23 protein-coding genes are annotated in these 20,656 nt (G+C 71.3%); 11 read left to right on the top strand and 12 right to left on the bottom strand.

Translation table 11 applies throughout. The features are described from left to right. Positions 1–62: 62 nt before the first annotated feature. Positions 63–635 carry a helix-turn-helix domain-containing protein gene (locus ABD743_RS17495; protein WP_379658902.1) on the top strand — a complete coding sequence of 191 codons (573 nt, stop codon included), beginning with the start codon at positions 63–65 and terminating at the stop codon, positions 633–635. 9 nt (positions 636–644) lie between these two features. On the opposite strand, the gene ABD743_RS17490 is transcribed toward ABD743_RS17495, so the two are convergent. Then, the gene (locus ABD743_RS17490; protein ID WP_344723131.1) at positions 645–1,337 is read right to left on the bottom strand and encodes an alpha/beta hydrolase; all 693 of its coding nucleotides are present in this window, start codon (positions 1,335–1,337) and stop codon (positions 645–647) included. Between the two features lie 68 nt (positions 1,338–1,405). Here ABD743_RS17490 and ABD743_RS17485 point away from each other — a divergent pair, with 68 nt between their 5' ends. The 5 genes from ABD743_RS17485 (at position 1,406) to ABD743_RS17465 (ending at position 5,537) form a co-directional block, all read left to right on the top strand. Then, positions 1,406–1,960, top strand: a complete 555-nt coding sequence (locus ABD743_RS17485) for an NUDIX hydrolase (protein WP_344723130.1) — start codon at positions 1,406–1,408, stop codon at positions 1,958–1,960. Positions 1,961–2,211: 251 nt separating this feature from the next. After that, positions 2,212–2,943 (top strand): hypothetical protein, encoded by a 732-nt coding sequence (locus tag ABD743_RS17480; RefSeq protein WP_344723129.1) that lies wholly within the window; start codon positions 2,212–2,214, stop codon positions 2,941–2,943. A gap of 59 nt (positions 2,944–3,002) precedes the next feature. After that, on the top strand, positions 3,003–3,596 hold the full coding sequence (locus tag ABD743_RS17475; RefSeq protein ID WP_344723128.1) for a class F sortase: 594 nt from the start codon (positions 3,003–3,005) through the stop codon (positions 3,594–3,596). Positions 3,597–3,690: 94 nt separating this feature from the next. Continuing rightward, on the top strand, positions 3,691–4,275 hold the full coding sequence (locus tag ABD743_RS17470) for a helix-turn-helix domain-containing protein (RefSeq protein WP_344723127.1): 585 nt from the start codon (positions 3,691–3,693) through the stop codon (positions 4,273–4,275). Then, positions 4,272–5,537, top strand: a complete 1,266-nt coding sequence (locus ABD743_RS17465) for an MFS transporter (RefSeq protein ID WP_344723126.1) — start codon at positions 4,272–4,274, stop codon at positions 5,535–5,537. Before ABD743_RS17470 ends, ABD743_RS17465 begins: the two co-directional genes overlap by 4 nt. Here the strand turns inward: ABD743_RS17465 and ABD743_RS17460 are convergent. The 3 genes from ABD743_RS17460 to ABD743_RS17450 form a co-directional block, all read right to left on the bottom strand. After that, on the bottom strand, positions 5,479–5,901 hold the full coding sequence (locus ABD743_RS17460) for a hypothetical protein (RefSeq protein ID WP_344723125.1): 423 nt from the start codon (positions 5,899–5,901) through the stop codon (positions 5,479–5,481). The two genes, ABD743_RS17465 and ABD743_RS17460, sit on opposite strands and share 59 nt — an antisense overlap. A 152-nt stretch (positions 5,902–6,053) precedes the next feature. Continuing rightward, entirely contained in the window at positions 6,054–7,775 is a 1,722-nt protein-coding gene (locus ABD743_RS17455; protein WP_344723124.1) for an FAD-binding dehydrogenase, read from the bottom strand. Between the two features lie 57 nt (positions 7,776–7,832). Then, positions 7,833–8,819 carry a patatin-like phospholipase family protein gene (locus ABD743_RS17450; protein ID WP_344723123.1) on the bottom strand — a complete coding sequence of 329 codons (987 nt, stop codon included), beginning with the start codon at positions 8,817–8,819 and terminating at the stop codon, positions 7,833–7,835. 170 nt (positions 8,820–8,989) lie between these two features. On the opposite strand from ABD743_RS17450, the gene ABD743_RS17445 reads away from it, so the two are divergent. Both ABD743_RS17445 and ABD743_RS17440 read left to right on the top strand, forming a co-directional pair. Next, complete coding sequence (locus ABD743_RS17445; RefSeq protein WP_344723122.1) at positions 8,990–10,222, top strand: serine hydrolase domain-containing protein; 1,233 nt, start codon at positions 8,990–8,992, stop codon at positions 10,220–10,222. Between the two features lie 6 nt (positions 10,223–10,228). Then, a complete protein-coding gene (locus tag ABD743_RS17440; protein WP_344723121.1) occupies positions 10,229–10,624 on the top strand; it encodes a phage holin family protein in 396 nt (131 codons plus the stop codon). Positions 10,625–10,628: 4 nt separating this feature from the next. Here ABD743_RS17440 and tenA read toward each other — a convergent pair whose 3' ends face one another. Continuing rightward, on the bottom strand, positions 10,629–11,312 hold the full coding sequence (gene tenA / locus ABD743_RS17435; RefSeq protein ID WP_344723120.1) for a thiaminase II: 684 nt from the start codon (positions 11,310–11,312) through the stop codon (positions 10,629–10,631). A 280-nt stretch (positions 11,313–11,592) separates the two neighbouring features. Here tenA and ABD743_RS17430 point away from each other — a divergent pair, with 280 nt between their 5' ends. After that, positions 11,593–11,808 carry a hypothetical protein gene (locus ABD743_RS17430; protein WP_344723119.1) on the top strand — a complete coding sequence of 72 codons (216 nt, stop codon included), beginning with the start codon at positions 11,593–11,595 and terminating at the stop codon, positions 11,806–11,808. A 6-nt stretch (positions 11,809–11,814) separates the two neighbouring features. Here the strand turns inward: ABD743_RS17430 and ABD743_RS17425 are convergent, their stop codons facing one another. From ABD743_RS17425 to mrf, 7 genes are all read right to left on the bottom strand, one after another. Continuing rightward, positions 11,815–12,066, bottom strand: coding sequence for a hypothetical protein (locus ABD743_RS17425; protein ID WP_344723118.1), 252 nt, complete (start codon positions 12,064–12,066; stop codon positions 11,815–11,817). 249 nt (positions 12,067–12,315) lie between these two features. Continuing rightward, on the bottom strand, positions 12,316–14,010 hold the full coding sequence (locus ABD743_RS17420; protein WP_344723117.1) for a class I adenylate-forming enzyme family protein: 1,695 nt from the start codon (positions 14,008–14,010) through the stop codon (positions 12,316–12,318). Continuing rightward, entirely contained in the window at positions 14,007–15,296 is a 1,290-nt protein-coding gene (locus ABD743_RS17415) for a cytochrome P450 (RefSeq protein ID WP_344723116.1), read from the bottom strand. The genes ABD743_RS17420 and ABD743_RS17415 overlap by 4 nt, the downstream gene beginning before the upstream one ends. 64 nt (positions 15,297–15,360) lie before the next feature. Then, positions 15,361–18,423, bottom strand: a complete 3,063-nt coding sequence (locus tag ABD743_RS17410) for a helix-turn-helix transcriptional regulator (RefSeq protein WP_344723115.1) — start codon at positions 18,421–18,423, stop codon at positions 15,361–15,363. Continuing rightward, positions 18,420–18,668: a hypothetical protein gene (locus tag ABD743_RS17405; RefSeq protein ID WP_344723114.1), complete on the bottom strand. Its 249-nt coding sequence runs from the start codon at positions 18,666–18,668 to the stop codon at positions 18,420–18,422. The genes ABD743_RS17410 and ABD743_RS17405 overlap by 4 nt, the downstream gene beginning before the upstream one ends. Before the next feature lie 100 nt (positions 18,669–18,768). Beyond that, positions 18,769–18,936 carry a 50S ribosomal protein L32 gene (gene rpmF, locus ABD743_RS17400; RefSeq protein ID WP_344723113.1) on the bottom strand — a complete coding sequence of 56 codons (168 nt, stop codon included), beginning with the start codon at positions 18,934–18,936 and terminating at the stop codon, positions 18,769–18,771. Continuing rightward, positions 18,936–20,156 (bottom strand): ribosome hibernation factor-recruiting GTPase MRF, encoded by a 1,221-nt coding sequence (mrf, locus tag ABD743_RS17395; protein ID WP_344723112.1) that lies wholly within the window; start codon positions 20,154–20,156, stop codon positions 18,936–18,938. The genes rpmF and mrf overlap by 1 nt, the downstream gene beginning before the upstream one ends. Positions 20,157–20,246: 90 nt before the next feature. Between mrf and rpmG the strand changes: the two genes are divergently transcribed. After that, the gene (gene rpmG, locus ABD743_RS17390) at positions 20,247–20,411 is read left to right on the top strand and encodes a 50S ribosomal protein L33 (RefSeq protein ID WP_344723111.1); all 165 of its coding nucleotides are present in this window, start codon (positions 20,247–20,249) and stop codon (positions 20,409–20,411) included. 1 nt (position 20,412) lies between these two features. Next, positions 20,413–20,652: a 30S ribosomal protein S18 gene (gene rpsR / locus ABD743_RS17385; RefSeq protein WP_344723110.1), complete on the top strand. Its 240-nt coding sequence runs from the start codon at positions 20,413–20,415 to the stop codon at positions 20,650–20,652. Positions 20,653–20,656 lie beyond the last annotated feature (4 nt).

Raw genomic sequence — 20,656 nt, 5'->3', positions numbered from 1 at the left:
GGTTTCGACAAGTTCCTTTGCGGTCATGGCAAACTGGCCGGGTGAGCGAGGACACCGCTGGGTTGGACCACGTCCTGCACGCCGTCGGACCGCGGCTGCGGACCTTGCGTCAGCAGCGCGGGGCCACGCTGACCGAGCTGTCGGAGTCCACCGGCATCTCGATCAGCACGCTGTCACGGCTGGAGTCCGGGCAGCGCCGTCCGACACTGGAGTTGTTGCTGCCCCTGGCCAGGGCCCATCAGGTGTCGCTGGACGAGCTCGTGGACGCGCCGCCCACCGGAGACCCCCGTGTGCAGCTGCGCTCGTTCCAGCGGTGGGGCTCCACCTTCATCCCGCTCAGCAGGCGCCCGGGCGGCCTGCAGGCGTTCAAGCAGGTCATGCCGCCGAGCTGGCCCGACTGCGAGCCCGACCCGCGGGTCCACGAGGGCTACGAGTGGCTCTACGTCCTGTCCGGGCGGTTACGCCTGATCCTCGGCGAGCACGACGTGATCCTCACGCCGGGCGAGGTCGCCGAGTTCGATACCCACATCCCGCACTGGTTCGGCAACCCCGGTCCGGAGCCGGTGGAGCTGCTCAGCCTCTTCGGCCCGCAGGGGGAACGTCTTCACATCCGGGCGCGACCGACCGGCCGGTGAGACGTGGCGTCAGGCCGTGGCCGAGGCGACCTCGTCGCGCAGAATCGATGCCACGTCTGCGGGTCGGGACAGGAACGGTGAATGCGAGGTCGGCAGCCGCAGCACCCGTCCGGACCGCTGCGCCATCGCCTCCTGGGCGGGCAGCGGGATGGCGACGTCGTTCTCGCACAGCACGTAGGTGCTCGGGATCGTCTGCCACGCCGCGCGCGTGAGGGGTTGGGTGATCGCCGGCCAGGACTGGTGGCCCAGCCGTGCAACAGCCGCCTGTGTCGCTGCCTCGTCGACGTCACCGAAGAACACCTCCTCGGGACGCAGCGCGTCGAAGTAGCCCTCGGCCTCGTGCACGTCCCACCAGTCGACGTGCTTGCCGCCGGCGGCACTGAGGAGCGAGTCGCCGACGTCGAGTTGGAACGAGGCCAGGTAGACCAGGCGGGAGACCTGCGAGAGACCGGCGAGGCCCTCGGTCGTCGGGACGCCGCCGTAGGAGTGCGCCACGACCAGGACCGGACCCTCGATCGCCGTGACCGCCTCCCGGATCGCCGCCGCGTCGGTGTACATGTCGCCGAGCGTGGCGGGGTCGTGGCCTGACGACGGAAGTGCCACCGTCCTCGTCGTCAGATCGGGCAGCTCACGGATCACCGCGTCCCAGGCCCAGGGCCCGTGGAAGGCTCCGTGGACGAAGACGATCGTGGGTTGGGGCATCCGCGGAGCATATGTAGGCGCCGGGAATTCGGCCGTGACGCTCCTCACCGCGCTCGTAGGGTGGGTTCGTGTCCATCTCCCGACAAGCCTGTCTCGATCTCCTCGCGCGGTTCCGGCCGCGGAATCCGGCTGAGGCCGCCGACGTGGCCAGGACTCGTGAGCTGCTGGAGACGGCGGAGGATCCCTGGCTGCGGTCGATCCCCCTGCACGTCACCGCGTCGGCCATGATCGTGCACCCGAAGAGCCGCCGGGTCCTGTTGCGCTGGCACCAGCGGCAGCGCGCATGGTTGCAGGTCGGCGGCCACGGGGATCCGGGGGAGATCGATCCGGTGCAGGTCGCTCTGCGCGAGGGCGGCGAGGAGACGGGCCTCCACGACCTGGTTCCGTGGCCGGACGCGAGCCTCGTGCAGGTGGCGATCGTTCCGGTCAACGCCAAGGGCGACGAACCGGCGCACGAGCATGCCGACCTGCGCTTCGTGCTGGCCACCGCGGAACCCGGTGCGGTTCGCCCGGAGAAGCCGAACGCCCCGCTGCGCTGGCTCACCGTGGCGCAGGCACACGAGGCCACCGAGCCGAACGTCCGGGAGATGCTTGCGCGCGTCCAGGGGCTGCTCGCCGGCTGACCCGGGGCCGGACGGGCGACCCGGGGCGGCGCCGCACCGCGAAACGTTCACGCACTGTGGCCGGAATCCGGAATTGATCTTCCCTCTAACGGGTATTTATGAACGCTCGGGTGAAACCCAAGTAATCGTTGCTCTACGGCGTTTCTTCATGCCGTCGGGTTCGTTGTAACTCGCTGAGGAGCCAACTCAGTTTCCCGGCATGTCCGAGCCTTTCGGGTGGAGTCCGGGCGTTCACCGAATGGGAGAAACTCGTGGCATCGGCACACAGGTCGGCTCGTACGAAGGCCTTGCGGCCCTGGCTCGGGGCGGCGCTCGCAGCGGGGGCCGCCACCGCCATGGTGGTGATGGTGGGAGCGGCGACAGCTTCTACGTCGACGGTCACCGCGTCCCCGGCGGCGGTCGCGCAGCAGGCCGCGCCCGCGCCACCTGGTGGGGACGCTCCGCCCGCCGCGCCCGCGCCGCTCGGCCCGCTGGGTGCCCTCGTGCCGCAGCTCCCGGTGCCCGAGCTCCCGCTGCCGCAGGTCAACCTGGGCCCCGTGGCTCCGATCGTCGGTCTGCCGATCTCCTACGTGGACGACGAGGCGAAGGCTGACGACAAGGGCAGCGTCAAGGTCCACAACGCGGCCCTCACGAACGACGACGAGGACAAGAACTCCGAGGACAACAGGGATTACGACAAGTCGTTCGGCGACAACGAGGCCAACAAGGACGCCGACAACGAGGAATTCAGCAAGGACTACAAGAAGGACTACAACAAGGACGACGGCGGCGACCCCAACGACAACGGCGGGAACGACGACAACAACCCTGGCCCGGCCCCGCAGGTGTTGAGCACCCCGGTCGGCGGTGTCGCGGCCGGTGACGGGACCACGTCGCCCGCCGGTTATGTGATCGGTGCCCTCGCGCTGGCCGGAATGGGTGGAGCGGCCGCCGTGACCGCGCGCCGCTCGTCCCGCCGGCGCATGGGACGTCACGAGGCCTGATGCGCCACCGTCTCGTACGCCGTCGCCCCCGTCGGATCCTGGTCAGGGTCCTGACGGGGGTGGCAACGGTCTGCGCCGTGTTCAGCCTCGGTCTGGTCGCGTGCGGGCTGGAGCCGGAGCTGAATCAACCGCCGTTGAGTCTTCCTGCGCCCGGGGCCCCCGCTCCTGCCGGAGGGTCCACGGTTGCGCCCCTGGCGCGCTCCGAGCCGGTGCGGATCGAGATCCCCATCCTCGGTGTGAAGTCGGATCTGATGGATCTCGGTCTGAACCGCGACGGGACGATGGAGACGCCACCGGAGGCCTATCCCGCCGGCTGGTACACGGGAGCGCCGACGCCCGGCGAGCTCGGTCCGGCGATCATCGCGGGGCACGTCAACTGGGCCGGTGATGCCGGCGTGTTCGCGAAGCTGCACGAGCTCGAGCCCGGTGACCAGGTCGCCGTTGTACGGCGTGACGGTGCGACGGTGCTGTTCCGCGTGGACCGGGTGGACAGGTATCCGAAGGACCAGTTCCCGTCCGAAGCGGTGTACGGGAACATCCCCTACTCCGGCCTGCGGCTGATCACGTGCGGCGGCGACTTCGACCGCGCCGCGCACAGCTATCTCGACAACATCGTCGTCTACGCCAGCATGGTCGGCTCCGCGAAGGTCTAGCCGCCCTCGTCGCGATCCGATTATCTGAAGTCGTGGCTTGACATCGTGACCCGGTGACCCCAATCTGAAGCCCTTCCTTCAGATTGGGGTCACCGTGCCCGACCTGCCCTCCCGTGCCGTGGTGAGCAACGCGGCCCTTGCGGCCCTCGCTGTTCCGGCCCGGTTCGCGTTGCTCAACCACCTGCTGGCGGCGGGGCCCCGCACCGCCAGCCAGTGCGCAGAGGTCATCGGCGAGACGCCGTCGAACTGTTCCTGGCACCTGCGCGCACTCGCGAAGGTCGGGCTCGTCGAGCCGGCGCCGGAGAAGGGCGCGGACGGACGTACGCGCCCCTGGCGAGCCACCGCGGTCGGCTTCGACTTCTCGGGCGAGCCGGGGCCGGCGGGAGCGATCGCCAGGAACGCGCTGGCGGTCATGTCCGCGGAGTACGGCGACGATCTCTACCGCCGTTATCTCGCGCGTCAGGAGCTACTGCCCGAGGAGTGGACCGAGGTCTCCGGCACCAGCAGCTACTCGCTCGAGCTCACGCCCGAAGAGTTGCGGGCTCTCGCTGCGGCCCTCGACCAGCTGATCCGGCCCTACGTGCGGTCGATCCGCGACGATGCCCCTGCGGGGAGCGCTGTCGTCCACGTCTCGCTGCGCGCATTCCTCAACCCCGACGCCCAGGAGCCGCAGCCGTGAGCGCGGTCGCCGTGCTGCGCTCGCCGGGTGTTGCCAGGCTCGGTGGTGCCGGTCTGCTGTCCGAGGCAGGCGACTGGATGCTCTTCATCGCCCTGCCGGTGTTCGTCCTGCAGCTCAGTGGCTCACCGCTGATCACGGCCGGCGTGTTCGCCCTCGAACTCCTGCCCACCGTGCTGGTCGGTCCACTCGCGGGAGTGCTCATCGACCGCGTCGATCCCTGGCGACTGATGTCCGGCGTGGCCGTGCTGCAGGCTCTTCTTCTGCTGCCGCTGCTCCTGGTCGACTCGGCCGCCGACCTGTGGTTGGTCTACGTCGTCGTGGTTGCCGAGTCGGTGCTCGGGACGATCATCGAGCCGTGCCGCACGGCGACCGCCGCCTCGCTCGTGCCCGCCGGAGACCTCATGGCCGTCAACCAGCTGATGGCCGTTCTCTCCAGCGCCGCACGGCTCGTCGGTGGGCCGGTCGGTGGGCTCGTGCTCGCGCTGGGTGGCATCGACCTGGTGCTTCTCGCCGACGCGGCGACCTTCATCGCCGCCGCCGCATTGTTCGTGCCCGGCCGCCGGGGCCTCGGCCGCCCTGCAGCGTCTGCTCGGGTGCGGCTCTTCCGCGACTGGGCGGACGGCATCGCGGTCGTGGCGAGGGTGCCCACCTTGCGACGGGCGATGGGCGTCACCGCTTGCATGGCGCTCGCACAGGGCGCGTTCGTCGTGCTGTTCGTGCTCTTCGTGTTCCGGGACCTGCACGGCACGGAGACCGATGTCGGAGTGCTTCGCGGGGTGCAGGCCGTCGGTGCGATCGCGGGTGGTGCGCTACTCGGGCTCGTGAGCAGGAGGTCGGGCGTTCCCCGCCTCGTCGCGATCTCCCTGGCAGCGTTCGGTCTCGTCTCACTCCTGACGTGGAACGCGCCTGCGGTGACCACAGCCCTCGGCGTCTATGTCGGCCTCTTCATCGCAGCCGGGATACCCGGCCTGGCGGCGATGACCGGCCTGATCGCACTCCTTCAGGCGCACTCCCCGGAAGAAGCCAGGGGCCGGGTGATGAGCACCTTCTTCGCCGTCTTCGGCGGGGTGCAGGCCCTCGGGATGCTCCTTGCAGGACTTGCAGGCACCGGAATCGGCCTGACCGTCGCCCTGCAGGTTCAGGCTGCGCTGTACCTGCTGGCGGCCGCGCTGGCCACGCGTCTCGGCGCCGGCGCGCCACAGGTCACCGGCGACGGCGGGAGTCCGGCGCGCCCACGATCCACAGCAGCGTCGACCGGCTGAGCGCACAGGCGACGATCACCGCCTGCAGCGCGACGAGGCCCGCGCCGGTCACGACGTCGACGAGCAGGCCGGACATCGGTGGCTTCAGCACCAGCAGGACGACCAGGCCGACCGCGACGACGACGGCCGCGACCGACAGGAGCACCCGGCCGATCGGCACCCTCCGGGTCATCTCCACGGCGCCCCAGAGCAGCACCAGCCCGCTGAGCAGGGCGATCGCCGACGGAGCCAGGACGTCTGCACCGCCTTGCAACATGGCCGCGGCGGCGAACCCGATCAGCAGCAACCCCTCGCCCGCACCCAGTGCGGCTGCCGTGAGCGGAACGACACGTCCGGGCCGCTTCCGGAGCGAACGATCGCTCATGCCTGTCCCTGTCGTCGGCGCCGCCACACCAGGGTGGTCGACGAGGCGCCTGCAATCGCTACGCGGCTCGCGATGATCACGGGCAGGGGTAGCTTAGGCGCGCCGAGCGGTGATCACGGACTGCACGCGCTCACGCCCGGAGCGCCCCGCGGTCAACCGGTCGAGATCGCGGCCGCACGACCGGCCTGGCGGCCCGAGAACAGGCACCCGCCGAGGAACGTTCCCTCCAGCGACCGGTAGCCGTGCACCCCGCCGCCGCCGAACCCGGCGACCTCGCCCGCGGCGTACAGACCGGGGACGGGCTCGCCGCCGGTGCCCAGCACCCGGCCTGCCAGATCCGTCTGCACCCCGCCCAGCGTCTTACGGGTGAGGATCGAGAGGCGCACGGCGATCAGCGGACCGTTCGCTGGATCGAGGATCTTGTGCGGCGTCGCGATCCGGGACAGCCGGTCGCCGCGGTAGCGGCGGGCGGCATGGATGGCGGCGAGTTGCATGTCCTTCGTGAAGGGGTTGTCGATCTCCCGGTCTCGGGCGACGATCTGCCGTTGCAGGTCGGCGAGGTCGATCAGCGGCCCACCGGTGTCGAGGTCAGCGGATTCGGCCTCTCCAGGGTCGCGGATCGCTCCGAGCTTGTTCATCCCCGCAACGAGCTCGGCGAGCGTGTCGGCGACGACGAAGTCGACACCCTTGTTCTTGAACGCCTCGACCGGCGCCGGGGCCCCCGGCCGGATCCGGCCCAGCGTCGCCCTGATGTCCTTCGCGGTCAGGTCGGGGTTCTGCTCCGAGCCCGAGAGGGCGAACTCCTTCTCGATGATCTTCTGGGTGAGCACCAGCCAGGAGTGGTCGTAACCGGTGTCGGTGATCGCCTTGAGCGTGCCGAGGGTGTCGAAGCTGGGGAAGTTCGGGGCGGGGAAGCGCCGGCCCCGCGCGTCGAACCAGAGCGACGAGGGCCCCGCGAGGATGCGGATCCCGTGGCGCGCCCAGATCGGGTCCCAGTTGTGGACGCCTTCCGTGTAGTGCCACATCCGGTCGCGGTTCACGAGCCGGGCGCCCGCGCGCTCGCTGATCGCGAGCATCCGGCCGTCGACGTGCTCGGGCACGCCGGAGATCATGTGTCGCGGCGCCGGGCCCAGCCGGGACGGCCAGTAGGCGCGCACGAGGTCGTGGTCGGCGCCGATCCCGCCCGAGGTCACGATCACGGCCTGTGCGTGCAGCTCGAACTCGCCGACCTCGGTGCGTGAGCTCGCCGTTCCCCGTGCGGCGGCGCTCGGTTCGAGGACGGCGCCGCGCACTCCGTCGACCACGCCGTCGGTGACGGTCAGGCCGTCCACCCGGTGCCGGAAGCGCAGCTCGACGAGCCCCTTCGCCACCGCCTCGCGCACCCGGCGTTCGAACGGGGCCACCACGCCTGGTCCGGTGCCCCAGGTGATGTGGAAGCGCGGCACGGAGTTGCCGTGCCCGTCGGCCAGGTATCCGCCCCGCTCCGCCCAGCCGACGATGGGGAACCAGCGCACCCCCTGCGCGTGCAGCCAGGACCGCTTCTCCCCGGCCGCGAAGTCCACGTAGGCGGTGGCCCACTGGCGGGCCCAGAAGTCCTCGCCCGCAGGGTCGTCGACGCCGCGGTCGAAACCCGCTGTGCCGAGCCAGTCCTGCATGGCGAGGTCGAAGGAGTCGTTGATGCCCATCCGGCGCTGCTCGGGGGAGTCGACGAGGAACAGGCCACCGAACGACCAGAACGCCTGCCCGCCGAGCCCCGTGTCGGGTTCCTGGTCGAGCAGCACCACCCGCTTACCCGCATCGGCCAGTTCGGCTGTGGCGACGAGACCCGTGAGGCCCGCTCCGACCACGATGACATCAGCGACATCCGCGTCCACGCGGCAACACTCCTGGCGCAGGCGGATCGGGTCAAGATTGCCGCAACGAACGCCCGCTCAGGATCTCTGGGCGGGTATCCGTATCCGGGCCAGGGCCGCGGCGACCGTTGCGTACCCGGCCGCGGCCGCCCCCGCCACCCGCGGCGCGTCGATCGTGAGCCCGTGGACGTCGAGGTCGTGCTCCGGGGTCAGCGTCAGCAGGTGCGCGTCGCCGCGCGAGGGATGGGTGACGTCGTCGAGGACGGCGAGGGCCGGGCCGTGGCGCAGGCTCTCCTGGGTGATCAGCCCGAGGCCAGGCGCGAGCCGGTCCAGCGTGCGGGCCCACCGGCCCGATCCCGTACCGGGGTCGGGCCGGCGCAGCTCGGTGCCGGTGCGGTTGAGCAGCACGAGCACATGGGTGGCGCCGTCCCGTAGCGCGCGGAGCACGGGCACAGGCTCCGCGACCGAGCCGTCCATCCACCGGCGCCCGTGGAATTCGACGGGCGGCCCGGCGAGCAGAGGAATCGCCGCCGTCGCCCGCAGCGCCACCTTCCACTCCTGTGCTGTCGCGGGATTGAGCGTGTACGGCCGCAGTTCGTCGGCTGCGGTGGCCACCACCCGCAGCGGTACGGGGGAGGCGGCGAGCCGCTCCCAGTCCATCGGTTTGGAGTGCACGAGGACGTGGTCGATCAGGTGGTTCAGCGACACCACCGGACGGCGGGTGCCGAGCCGGCGGGGGTCGATGAACGCGCGGCAGGCCAGGTCCTCGAAGAAGATGTGTCCCGCACCGTGGCCGCAACCCAGCAGCAGCGAGGCACCGATGTAGGCGCCGGCCGAGCTGCCGTAGATGACGTCGAAGCAGTCCCCGAGCCCCGCGTCCTCGAGCGCGTGAGCCATACCGCCGGCGTAGGCGGCCCGCATGCCGCCGCCACTGATGACGAGCGCGACCCTGTTCCCGTCAGCCCGGCTGCCCCTGGCAGCGCGGCGCTGAAGCACGCGGAGTACCTCGCCGTCCCCGCGGGGCGAGGGCGGGGCGCCGAGGATCGGTATCGGGTGTGTGGTCACTCTTCGAGCATTCACCGTTACCGTCCGTACGCAGATACTTACGAGCGGGTACCGCACGAGAGTGGGACGTCGTTCCCACGGCAGGGTGACAACCGTTGACCGCTCCGGCGTCCCGGGTCAGAGAAAGAAGCCTCGGCACGGAGAGATCACGCGCATGTAGTGTCGGCCACGTGGCGCAGCTCAAGGTGGACACGGAGCCGGGCGAGGTCGGAATCGACGGGACGCGCCTGGAGCGTGTCGACTCGCACTTTCGGCGTTATGTCGATGACGGACGACTCGCGGGCTGGACGATCGCCTTCGCGCGGCGTGGCCGGGTGGTGCATCTGAGTCATTACGGTCTGGCCGACATCGAGGCGCAGCGGCCCGTCGCCGACGACACGATGTGGCGCATCTACTCGATGACCAAACCCATCACGTCCGTCGCGGCGCTGATGTTGGTGGAGCGGGGCGCGCTCGAGCTGACCGATCCCGTCTCGCGCTACATCCCGGCCTTCGCCGATGCGCGCGTCTACGTGAGCGGCTCGGCTGCCAAGCCCGGCACGGTGGCGGCCACCGAGCCGGTTCGGGTCTGGCACCTGCTCACCCACACCGCCGGGCTGACCTACGGCTGGCACCACGCGCACGCCGTCGACGAGATGTACCGGGCGAAGGGCTTCGAGTTCGGAGCCCCGCGCGGGATGGACCTCGCCGGTGCGTGCGAGGTGTGGGCAGGGCTGCCGCTGCTGTTCCAGCCCGGCACGGAGTGGAACTACTCGGTGGCCACCGACGTGCTCGGCCGTGTGGTCGAGGTGGCCTCGGGGCAGTCGCTGGACGCGTTCTTCGCCGAGGAGATCTTCGCTCCGCTCGGAATGCAGGACACGGCATTCTCGGTCGCCTCGGATGACATCGACCGGCTCGCCGCCCTGTACGTGCCGAACCCCGAGGGTGGGCTGACACGCAACTCCGCGATGGGCGACAACGCAACGCGGACGCCGACGTTCCTCTCCGGGGGAGGCGGGCTCGTCTCCACCGCCGCCGACTACCACCGCTTCACCCAGATGTTGGCGCGCGGCGGCGAGCTCGACGGCAACCGGTTGCTCGGCCCGCACACCGTGGCGTACATGACGCGCAACCACCTGCCCGGCGGCGCCGACCTCGACCAGGTGGGACGGCCGATGTTCTCGGAGTCGCCCTACCGAGGCGTCGGCTTCGGCCTCGGTTTCTCCGTGGTCGTCGACGCGGCGCAGGGCAAGGCGATCACGCACGATGGCGAGTACGCGTGGGGCGGCCTGGCGAGCACGGCCTTCTGGGTCGACCCCGCCGCCGAGGTCACGGCGTTGTTCTTCACCCAGCTCATGCCTTCGAGCACCTACCCGATCCGCCCTCAGCTCCGCACGCTGATCAACCAGGCCCTTCTGGACTGATTGCCCATGTCGAATGCGCTAGCACTCACGATCCGCGTGATCGTGATCGCGGTCAGCTTGTGGGTGGCCACCCTGATCGTGCCGGGGATCGACAACACCGCCGGCACCAGCAGCAACCGGGCCGGCACCCTGATTGTCGTCGCCCTGATCTTCGGGATCATCAACGCGGTGCTGAAGCCCCTGATCAAGGTGGTCGGCTGCCCGTTCTACGTGCTGACCCTCGGGCTGATCGGGCTCGTGGTCAACGCGTTGCTCTTCATGCTGGTCGGCTACATCGCCGAGGGGCTCGGGGTGCCGTTCCGCGTCGAGGGGTTCGGCCCCGCATTCGTCGGTGCCATCGTGGTGGCGGTGGTCGGGTTCGTCCTGCACTTCCTCATTCCCGACCGCCTCGATCACCGGTAGAGCGCTACACCGGCCAGGTCTCGCGGCGGTAGCCGGCGTCCCAGAACATCCACTCGTAGCGCGACGTCGTGTGGAAATGCCGGCGCATCAGGTTGCGCTCGCCCTCGGACATCCTCTCCCCGATGCGGTCGGTGAGCGCGAGCACCGAGTCGACGACGGCCTGGAAGTCGTCGCTGCCGTACATCGCTATCCAGCGGGCGTACAGGGGGTCGGGCGAGCTGCGCGCCAGCAGTTCCTCTCCGACACGCGCGTAGATCCAGTAGCAGGGCAGGACCGCGCCCACCGCTTCGGCGAACGACCCGCCGAGGGCCGACGCCATCATGTAGCTCACGTACGCCTGCGTCGTGGGGGCGATCGGCTCGAGCGCCGCCTCCTCCGCAGTGCTGCCCATCTCGCCCATGAGGGACGCGTGAAGGTCCCGCTCGGCGGCGATCGCGGCGGCGGCGTGCGAGGCGAACATCACGGTGCCGTCCTCGTCGGGCGCCTTGGCCGCGCACACCGCGAGGGCCTTCGCGTAGCCACGCAGGTAGTGCGCGTCCTGCACGATGTAGTGCCGGAACGACTCCCGGGGAAGGGTGCCGTCCGTCAGCCCGGCGATGAACGGGTGAGCGAGGATCGCGGCGTAGATGTCCTCGATGTCGGACCAGAGCACGTCGCGAGTGCGCTCGGCGGAACGGGTCGGGGTCATGCGGATCACGCTACGGGCGTAGACGAGTGGTGCGGAACAACTCGTTTCGACGCCGCGCCACGGGGGAGTCCTCCACCTCAGGCTTCGACGCCCGGATGTGGCACATGCCACGGGACGCCGAGTCACCTACCGGACACCCGAGGTTCGTCGCGACGTGAGATGTCAGTCACTCTTCAGTTTCGATCGACCGGGCGGGTTTCACCATGGATGCCTTACCGGGTGGCGACTCAGCGCTGAGAGCGCGCGCCGGACCGCAATTACCCCGGAGGAGAGCACAAGCATGGTCCCCGTTCCGATGGATCACCACGACAAGATGCGGCTGCGGGCTGCCGCATTCCGTGCCACCCGGCTCTACCCCGGCCCGGTCGGCGAGCTGCTCTCGCGCGAGCTGCTCACGTGGGAGGAGTTCGGGTACCGGCTAGGTGGTGGCCAGCTCGTGATGCGCCTGGTCGACCATGTGCTCCAGTCCCCGATCACCCAGACCGAGGCGGCCTGAGCAAGGTCAGGGCCCGCTCCGGTCGTACGTGGCCGTGACGGTCGCGTTCGCCCCGGCCGGGACTCCGTCGACCAGCGAGCCGGCGGCGGCCGCCACCACGAGCAACGCAGTGAGCATCACGAGCGTGCCCACGCGACCGATCACGTCCAGGGCACACGCCAGTGGCGTGAGCTTCCGGCGGTGCCTGCCGCCCGGCTCGCCCGGGCGGGGGCGCGGCCGAACGGTGGCGCCGCCGTCGTCGGAGGATGCAGCGGGCATGCGACCACCGGCTTCGTGAGCAGGGACGGGTGACGACCGCCGTGCCGCTGTTGCGGTGGCGGTCGGGTGTCCGGTCCGGTGCGCGCATGCCGGGTGTCCGTACGAACGGGACATCGCTGCTGGCAGGCCGTCCGTTAACGCCGGGTCACCCGTCAGTGGCACTGCGCTGCAACCCACACCGGGTTGCAGCAGTGACGATCTGCTGCAACCACAGTGGGTGAGAGTGGCTCTGCTGCACTCGCGAGTGCCTCAGCGGAGCCGGTCGCGCAGCTCCCGCTTGAGCACCTTGCCTGCCGCCGACACCGGGATCTCGTCCACGAGGTGCACCTCGCGGAGCCGCTTGTACGGCAGCACCTGCTCGTTGACCGCCGCCATCAGCGCTGCCGCGTCGTCGGCACCGAGCCCGGGCGCAACCACGAACGCGACCGGCAGCTCACCGACCAGCGGGTCGGGTCGCCCGACCACCGCGGCGCCCACCACGCCGTTCTGCATGAAGAGGAGCTCCTCCAGCTCCCGCGGGTACACGTTGTAGCCCTTGTAGAGCAGCATGTCCTTCTTGCGGTCGACGATCGACAGGTAGCCGTCCTCGTCGAGGACACCGACGTCGCCGGTGCGCAGCCAGCCGTCCACCAGCGCGGCAGCGTTCTCCTCCGGCCTGTCCTTGTAGCCGATCATCACCTGCGGGCCGCGGATGCACACCTCACCCGCCTCGCCCGTGGGAAGCGGTGCGACGTCGTCGCCCGCGGGGTCGACGATGCGGATCTCGGTGTCGGCCACCGGCGTGCCGACGGTGCCGACCTTGCGCACGCCGGACCGCCAGCCGGGCCCGATCGTGGCGCCCATCGTCACCTCGGTGAGCCCGTAGCCCTCGCAGATCACGACGTCGTCGCCGAACCGGCGTTGCAACGCCTGGATCATCTCGACCGGGAGCGGCGCGGCTCCGGAGGAGATGCCGCGGACGGAGGACAGGTCGCGCGTGGCGAATTCCGGATGGCGCAGCAGGGCGCCGAAAAGCGGCGGAGCGCCGCCCATGCCCGTGACGCGGAACCGCTCGGCGTCGGCGAGGTAGGCGCCCGGGTCGAACCGCTCGTGCAGCACGGTGGTGCTGCCGCTCAGCAGCGGGACGTTGAGACCGCCGATCGTGCCCATGGCGTGGAACCAGGGCGTGAGGTTGATACCGGTGCCGGTGCCCAGGCGCACCGGGTACTCCTCGGCGGGCGCTTGCTGGTCGAGCACGAGGCCGCCGAGCTCGTCCACGGCGGGTAGCGAGCCGCTGCCGCGGCAGGCGTACTGCAGCGAGTTGACCACCACGTTGCGGTGCGGCAGCTGCACGCCCTTCGACCGGCCCGTGGTGCCGCCCGTGTAGGCGATGTGGGCCAGATCGTGGTGGATGTCGATCGTTACGCCGGGATCGGTGGGGGGCGCGTCGGCGTGGAAGGCCTCGAAGTCCTGCGCACCGGCGACGGCGTCGAGCGCCACGCGGTGGGTGGGGTCGATCGCCTGTTCGCGATCGGTGACGAGGACGAGGCGCACCGCGGTGTTCGCCTGTACCGCGGCCAGCGCCGGAGCGGCAGGCGCCCACGTCACCGCTGCCACCGCGCCGCAGTCGGCCAGCTGGGCCGCGAGGTCCGCCGGCGGGAGCAGCGGGTTGGTGGGCGAGAACGTGGCCCCGGCCAGCAGGATGCCGTAGTAGGCGATCGGGTACTGCGGGCAGTTCGGGAGATGGATGGCGACCACGTCGCCCCGGCCCACCCCGGCCGCGCGCAGCGCGTTGGCGAAGGCGCAGGCCCGCTCGTGGAGCTGGGCGAACGACAGCTCGCGGCCGACGAAATGCACGGCGGTGCGATCACCGAAGCGCCGCGCGGAGCCGGCGAGCACCGCCCCGACCGGCACCTCCGGGTAGTCCAGCGTGGCGGGGGTGGGGTCGAGAGTGGCTTCCGTCATCGGGCGCCACCGGGCGTGAACGCGACCGGCAGCCGCTTGATGCCGTTGATGAACATCGACTGCAGGCGGTCGGGTGGCGCGGTGGCGTGGATGTCGGGAACCCGGGTGAGCAGCTCGCGGAACATCACCGACATCTCCCGGCGTGCCAGGTGGGCACCCAGGCAGAAGTGCGGGCCGGGGCCGCCGAACCCGACGTGCGGGTTGGGCGAGCGGCGGACGTCGAACACGTCAGGGTCGGCGAAGTGCGCGGGGTCGCGGTTGGCCGCCCAGTAGAAGAGCACCACCTTGTCACCCTCGCTCATCGCCTGGCCGCCGAGAACCGTGTCGGAGGCCACGGTGCGGCGCATGAAGATCACCGGAGACGCCCACCGCACGATCTCCTCCACCGCCGTGGGGGTGACACCGTCGATGTCGGCGAGCCAGGCGGCGCGCTGGTCGGGATTCTCCGTGAGCAGGTGCAGGCCCCAGCTGATGGCGTTGCGGGTGGTCTCGTTTCCGGCGACGACCAGCAGGATGAAGAAGGACGCGAGCTCGTCGGGCGTGAGTCGCTCGCCGTCGATCTCGGCGTTGACCAGCGCGGACGTGACGTCGTCGGTGGGCTTCTCGGTGCGCAGCCTGCCCAGGTCACGCATCAGTTCGGCCAGCTCTCCGCCGGCCGTCAGGATCGCGGTGACGATGTTGTCGGCGTCGGGGACGTAATCGGGGTCGCCGGCACCCAGGATGATGTTCGACCGGTGGTAGACGAACTCGTACTGGCTCTCCGGCACCCCCATCATGTCGCAGACGATCTTCAGGGGCAGCCGAGCGGAGATCGCCGTGACGGCGTCGCACTCGCCGGCGTCGATCACGTCGTCGACGATGGTGCGCGCCGTGCGCTGCACATCGTCGGTGAGCGCGCCGAGCCGCTTGGGGGTGAACCCGCGGGAGACGATCCGCCGCAGTCGGGCGTGGCGGGGGTCGTCCATCCCGATCATCGACCCGAAGAACTCGATGAACTCGGGCGGGAAGTCGGCGATCGACGTGGACCCCTTACCCGAGGTGAACAGGGCCGGGGTACGGCTGGCCGTCAGGAGGTCGTCGAGCCGCGTGACGGCCCAGAATCCTGCTCCGCGGGGAAGGTAGGCCTGCTGTGGCTCCTGGTAGAACGCGATCGGCTCCTGCTCACGGAGCGCGGCGAAGGCCGCGGCCCGCTCCGCGACCGGCAATGTCCAGAAGCCCGAGATGTCGGACAGGTCGGGACGGCCGGTCCAGGTGCTGCCCTCGGCGGCAGTGCTCGTGGGTGCCAACGCTGAGCCTCCTCACGGATGGGTGAGCGCGATCACCCACACCCTAGAGATCATCAAGATCGGCTCAAGGGTCCACCCGCGCCATCTCGCGGTCTGCGGGTGCCAGCAGGCCACGCGCGTACGCGACGCTGACCGCCTCCGTGCGACTGCTCGCTCCGAGCTTGGCCATCACGCGGGACAGGTGGACGCTCACCGTCTTCTCACTGATGAAGAGCTCGGCACCGGCCTGCCGGTTGGTGCGCCCGGCCGCGACCAGCCCGAGTACGGCCCGCTCCCGCGGCGTGAGGGGATCGGGCCCGACGGACACGGGACGGGCGTCGGGGGCGTCCAGCCGGACCCCGGCGCGGGCGGCGAGTTCGCGGACGGCCATGGCCAGCGGCCTGGCGGCGAGCCGTTCGGCGGCAGCCAGCGCGGCGCGCAGGTCGGGCGCCACCTCGCCGTGCGGTGCCCCCGTGGCGAGGGTGGCCTCCGCCCGGCGCAGCAGCGCGTATGCCTGCCGGTAGCCGTGGACCTCGTCGGCGGAGGGCTCGCCGTGCGGCGTGCACGTCTCGTAGGCGAAGGCGCTGACGAGGCTGCTCCACGCCGAAGGGTCGGGTGGCCCGATGACCCTGGTGAACTCGGCCCGCGCCCGCCACAGCCACGCCCTGCCTTCGGGGCCGAGGGTGCCGGCCCGCGGCAGACCGGAGGCCGCCGCGTGCTCGGCGGTGGCGAGCAGCGCGCGTGCGGCCGCGGCCACTTCATCGGCGGGGATCTGACCGGAGGCGGCGATCTCGGCCTGCGCGGCCACTCCGAGCGCGGCCAGCATGATGCCGCCGAGGTGCGGGGCGAGCTCGGCGGACGGACCGCTCTCGAGCCCGGCGAGCGCCTCCGTGACGAGCTCGGCCGCCTCTGCGGGCCGACCCTGCCAGAGCGCGGCTTCCGCCCCGGTCTGGCCGACGAGCATGATCACCTGCTCGTCGACCGGAGAGGAGTCGCGCAGCTCCGCCAGCCTTCTGCCGGCGGACTCGAAGCGCCCCCGGGCCACGGCGGTGAGCAGCCCCGCAGCAGCGAGCCTGCTCGCGACCGTGGCCGACACCGACTCGCCGGCGAGCTCCGCTGCGGCCTCCGCCGCATCCCAGTCGCCGCGCTGGAACCGGGCGATGACGTGGGCCACCCGCAGCTCCAACCCGTAGCCGCCCCACGTGGTGCCGGTGGCGGCGGCACGCTCCTCGCCCGCGGCGAACTCGTCGCCGGCTTCGGCGAGCCGCCCCTCGTCGAGCAACGAGATGCCCAGGGCGTAGTACGCGCGCAGCTCCACCCCGAGGTTGGCGGAACGCCGGGCGAGCGGTATCGCCTCGCCGAGCAGCCGGCGGGCCCGCTCCGGGTCGCCGCCGTACTCCGCGCACACCGCGAGCGTGACGAGCGCGTCGGCGGTGGCACCGGCGGCCATGACGTCATCAGAGGGTCTCCCGCGGGCGACCTCAAGGGCCGCTTCCGCCTGCTCGCGGGCCTCCGCGAGGTGGTCGAGCCTGCCCAGCACCCTTGCCAGCACAGCGTGTGCCCAGGCCAGCGTGCTGGACGGCGGCAGGTCGGCCACGAGATCGAGGGCGTGCCTCGCCACCTCGAGCGCCTCGTGTTCCCGGCCACTCAGATCGAGCAGGCGCCAGGCGTAACGCCGGGCGATCGCCGAGGTGAGCTTCGGATCGCCGCGCTGTTCGGCGAGTTCGAGCGCCCGCCGCCCGAGCGCGATGCCCCGGTCCGGGTCGCCGGTGGCGCTGGCGGCCCCCGCGGCCCAGCGGGTGACCGTGCCCTCGTCGATCCCGGCCACCGTCTCGGCGTCGGGCACGACGGGCCAGAGCTCCATCGCGCGCTCCGCGTGGAGCAGCACCTCGGCCGGTGCCTCGCGGTCGTTGGCCTCGTTGGCCGCCTGTACGGACGCGGCGAGCGCGAGCGGAAGATCGTGGCCCGCCATCGCGTGGTGGGCGAGCTCGGCGGCATGGCCGGGCGCGGCGGCCCGCTGGGGAGCGTCGGCCTCCGCGAGCAGCGCGGCGTAGGCGGCGTGGAGCCGGCTGCGCTCGCCGGGCAGCAGCTCGTGGTAGATCGCCTCGCGCAGCAGGGCGTGGCGGAAGACGTAGGCGTCGTCGGTGGTGATCCCGTCGGATTCGCCGCCGGCCACCAGCACGTGGTGGGCCACGGCCTCGCGCAGGGCCTGCTCCAGCTCGTCGACGGCGAGTCCGGACACCGCGGATAGGCGGCCGTGGTCGACCCGCCGCCCGGCGACGGACGCGATGCGCAGCACACGCTGGGTGGTGGGGGCGAGGCCTTCGACACGTGCCAGCAGCACCTCGGCGAGCCCGTGGGGCAGCCCGTCGGAACACGCGGTGACGAGCTCCTCGGCGAAGAACGCGTTGCCCTCGCAACGGCGGGCGACCCGGTGCAGCATCGGCTCGGACAGGCTCCCGTCGGCGAGTAGCCGCACCAGCTCGAGCGCCTCCTCCGCGCCGAGCGGCGCGACGTCCACCCGCTCGACCGCCGGCAGGCGCACGAGCTCCGACAGAACCGGGCGCAGCGGGTGGCGCCGGTGGAGATCATCCGTGCGGTAGGTGGCCAAAACGACCAGCCGTTGGCCGGTGAGCCGCGACAGCAGGAAGACCAGCAGATCGCGGCTGGAGCGGTCGGCCCAGTGGAGGTCCTCCACCACCAGCAGGGCCGGGGTGGTGGCGGTGAGGCCGTCGAGCGCGGAGAGAACGGCGTCGAACACCCGCAGCTGGCCCAGATCGCGGTCCTCGCCGTTCTGCGTGCCGCGCGGGTAGCCGCCGGGCAGCAGGTGGCGCATGGCCGGATGGTCGGTGACCAGCTCGGGACGGGCTGTGGCGAGCGAGCCGACGATCTCGGTGAACGGCAGGTAGGGCAACGCCGACTCGGCGGTGTCGATGCAACGGCCGAGCAGCACCGTGAACCCGGCTGCCGCGGCGCGCTCGACCGTCTCCGCCACCAGCCGCGACTTGCCCACTCCGGCGTCCCCCGACAACAGCACGCCAGTGGGCCGGCCGGTGGCGGCACGGTCGAGCGCGGCGGCGAGTGCCGAGATCTCGGGCCTTCGCCCCACCAGCCCGATCCCGACCCCCAGCCGCGCCACGCCGGTCATCGTGACATGGAGTACCGACGGTTTGCGCCTTCATTGCCGTGTGCACGATTCGGCTCAGCGCGATCATCGGCCGCCGCCTCCGGCTCGGGCGGGCGCGGTGGGTCGACCGGAGGTGTCCCAGCCGCCGCGGCCCGCCGCCGGGCGGCCTTGGCCAGCTTGGCGAGCCGGAAGTGCTCGGCGTCGGCGAGCAGAGTGCGGCGGTGGTGGTCGGCGTCGGCGAGGCTGTGGGACAGGTTGATGAGCATGCATCGAGCATCGAGCTGAGGCCGCTACCCGGACATCGGACGATCACGTCGTCGTAGGCCCCTACTGGTGAGGAGCCGCGGGGTAAGGCGGTCGGAGCCCTTACCCGGGTGGGAGCAGGCCGCGCTGGTAGGCCCGCACCAGGCGGCGCGGCACCAGCATCCGGCGCCCCGCCACGGTGATCGGCACCAGGTCGGGGGGCTGCACCTTCCATTGCGCGCGGCGGCTGCGCGTGTTCGACCGTGATGTACGGCGCTTGGGCACGGCCATCAGGACTCCTCCTTCTCCCCGTGTGTGGACGAGACGATCAGTTCGGTAGGGGCCGGGCAGGCGGGTGCGCCCGCTGCGGTGTCCCACCAGGCGAACGGGTCGGGGAGCGCGCGCCACCGCTCCTCACCCGCAGCCAGTTCGGCGTCGGTGAGGAGTGCCGCGTTCAGCGCGGCCGCGATCTCCTCGTGGTCGGCGTCGTACGTGATCGCCACCACGTCCTGGGCGCGGTCACCGAACCGCGGATCCCAGGCCAGTGCAGCGAGGGCGGTGCGCTCCGGCGGCTCCTGCTCCCACGCGGTCGCGTCGGCCCCGGCCAGCCACTCGCCGCCGTAACCCAGTTGGAGCCCGCCACCCGCCGACTCCAGCCACAGCACCGCCTCCGGGCGGGTCGCGAGCCAGATGCGGCCCCGCGTGCGGACGACCCCGTCGAGCAGCACGTCCATCGCCTTGTGGAGCCGCTGCGGGTGGAACGGCCTGCGCGCGCTGAAGAGCAGCAGCTGCACCCCGCAGTCGCGGGCGAGCGGCGGGTGCCCGCGCAGCAGCGGCGCGTGGACGTCGTCGGGACGACCGCGGCGCGCCGGCCGGTCCGCGCCGGCCAGGAACACCCGCTCGTCGAGGTCGGCCAGCCGCAGCCGCGCAGCTGCGGGAACGAGCCGGGTCAGCACGGCCTCGGTCCGGGCCAGCGTCCACGCGTCGGCGGTGCCGGTGTGCACGATCAGGTCGGAGAACTCGGCCTGCCCGACCGCCACCTGCGCGACGGTCCGCTCGTCGTCGGGGATACCGCTCATCCCGCGCTCGGCGAGCCCGTCGTCGCCCGTGGCGTCGGCGAGCCAGTTGCCGGTGTCGATGCACGTGACGACGCCCAGAAGATCGGCGTCGGCGATCGTGGCCCTGTCGGTCACGTGCAGCAGCGACCAGCAGACGTGTTCGGGTTCGAGTGCCGGATCGAGGTGCAGCACGACCCGGCGGGCCGGTCCGGCGAGAACGCGCAACAGATCCTCGCGCACGGTGCACGACAGACACCCGTGGACGAGCTCGAGCTCGCTGGTCTCGTCGGTGTCGCCGGCGCGCAGCCGCCGGTGGACGAGTCCCGAGCCGACGTCGCGCAGGTCGTGATGCAGGACGGCGACGGTGGGGTCGAGCGCGCGGATCCGGGCGATCACGGCGTCGACCCCTGATGTGTGCAGTCCGGCGAGCACCAGGAGCTCTGGTCGTGTCACGGGCTTCCTCCTCCGGTCGGTGGGCATGTTCGGCGGTGCGCTAGTGTTACCCTAGATGAAAATGAATGTCGTTTACTGGAAGGGGTGGGCATGGCCCGCAACGAGCTCCGGCCGATCGTGAAGATGCGGTCGACCGCAGGCACCGGCACCACGTACGTCACGCGCAAGAACAGGCGGAACGACCCGGACAGGCTGGTGCTGCGCAAGTACGACCCGGCCGTGCAGCGGCACGTCGAGTTCCGCGAGGAGCGCTGAGGTGGCCGTCCGGCCACAGCGCGCGCCCAGGCGCAAGGCGAACCCGCTGCACGCGCGGAAGGTGGCGGAGGTCGACTGGAAGGACACGGCGCTGCTGCGCACGTTCATCTCCGACCGCGGCAAGATCCGTGCCCGGCGGGTGACCGGTCTGACGCCGCAGCAGCAGCGGCAGGTCGCCGTCGCGATCCGCAACGCGCGTGAGATGGCGCTCCTGCCGTACCCGAACTCCGGGCGCGGGTGACGGC

Source organism: Pseudonocardia yunnanensis (assembly GCF_039534065.1).
GTDB lineage: Bacteria > Actinomycetota > Actinomycetes > Mycobacteriales > Pseudonocardiaceae > Pseudonocardia > Pseudonocardia yunnanensis.
Note: the sequence above shows the minus strand (reverse complement) of the source record. Positions and strands in the feature narration are given on the sequence as shown.

What these genes read in the sequence shown, in the direction of transcription:
- rpmG (WP_344723111.1), top strand. Translation starts at nt 20,247, where the DNA reads ATGGCCCGCAACGAGCTCCGGCCGATCGTGAAGATGCGGTCGACCGCA.
- ABD743_RS17410 (WP_344723115.1), bottom strand. Translation starts at nt 18,423, where the DNA reads ATGACCGGCGTGGCGCGGCTGGGGGTCGGGATCGGGCTGGTGGGGCGA.
- ABD743_RS17430 (WP_344723119.1), top strand. Translation starts at nt 11,593, where the DNA reads ATGGTCCCCGTTCCGATGGATCACCACGACAAGATGCGGCTGCGGGCT.
- ABD743_RS17490 (WP_344723131.1), bottom strand. Translation starts at nt 1,337, where the DNA reads ATGCCCCAACCCACGATCGTCTTCGTCCACGGAGCCTTCCACGGGCCC.
- ABD743_RS17420 (WP_344723117.1), bottom strand. Translation starts at nt 14,010, where the DNA reads ATGACGGAAGCCACTCTCGACCCCACCCCCGCCACGCTGGACTACCCG.
- tenA (WP_344723120.1), bottom strand. Translation starts at nt 11,312, where the DNA reads ATGACCCCGACCCGTTCCGCCGAGCGCACTCGCGACGTGCTCTGGTCC.
- rpmF (WP_344723113.1), bottom strand. Translation starts at nt 18,936, where the DNA reads ATGGCCGTGCCCAAGCGCCGTACATCACGGTCGAACACGCGCAGCCGC.
- ABD743_RS17460 (WP_344723125.1), bottom strand. Translation starts at nt 5,901, where the DNA reads ATGAGCGATCGTTCGCTCCGGAAGCGGCCCGGACGTGTCGTTCCGCTC.
- ABD743_RS17440 (WP_344723121.1), top strand. Translation starts at nt 10,229, where the DNA reads ATGTCGAATGCGCTAGCACTCACGATCCGCGTGATCGTGATCGCGGTC.
- ABD743_RS17405 (WP_344723114.1), bottom strand. Translation starts at nt 18,668, where the DNA reads ATGCTCATCAACCTGTCCCACAGCCTCGCCGACGCCGACCACCACCGC.
- ABD743_RS17425 (WP_344723118.1), bottom strand. Translation starts at nt 12,066, where the DNA reads ATGCCCGCTGCATCCTCCGACGACGGCGGCGCCACCGTTCGGCCGCGC.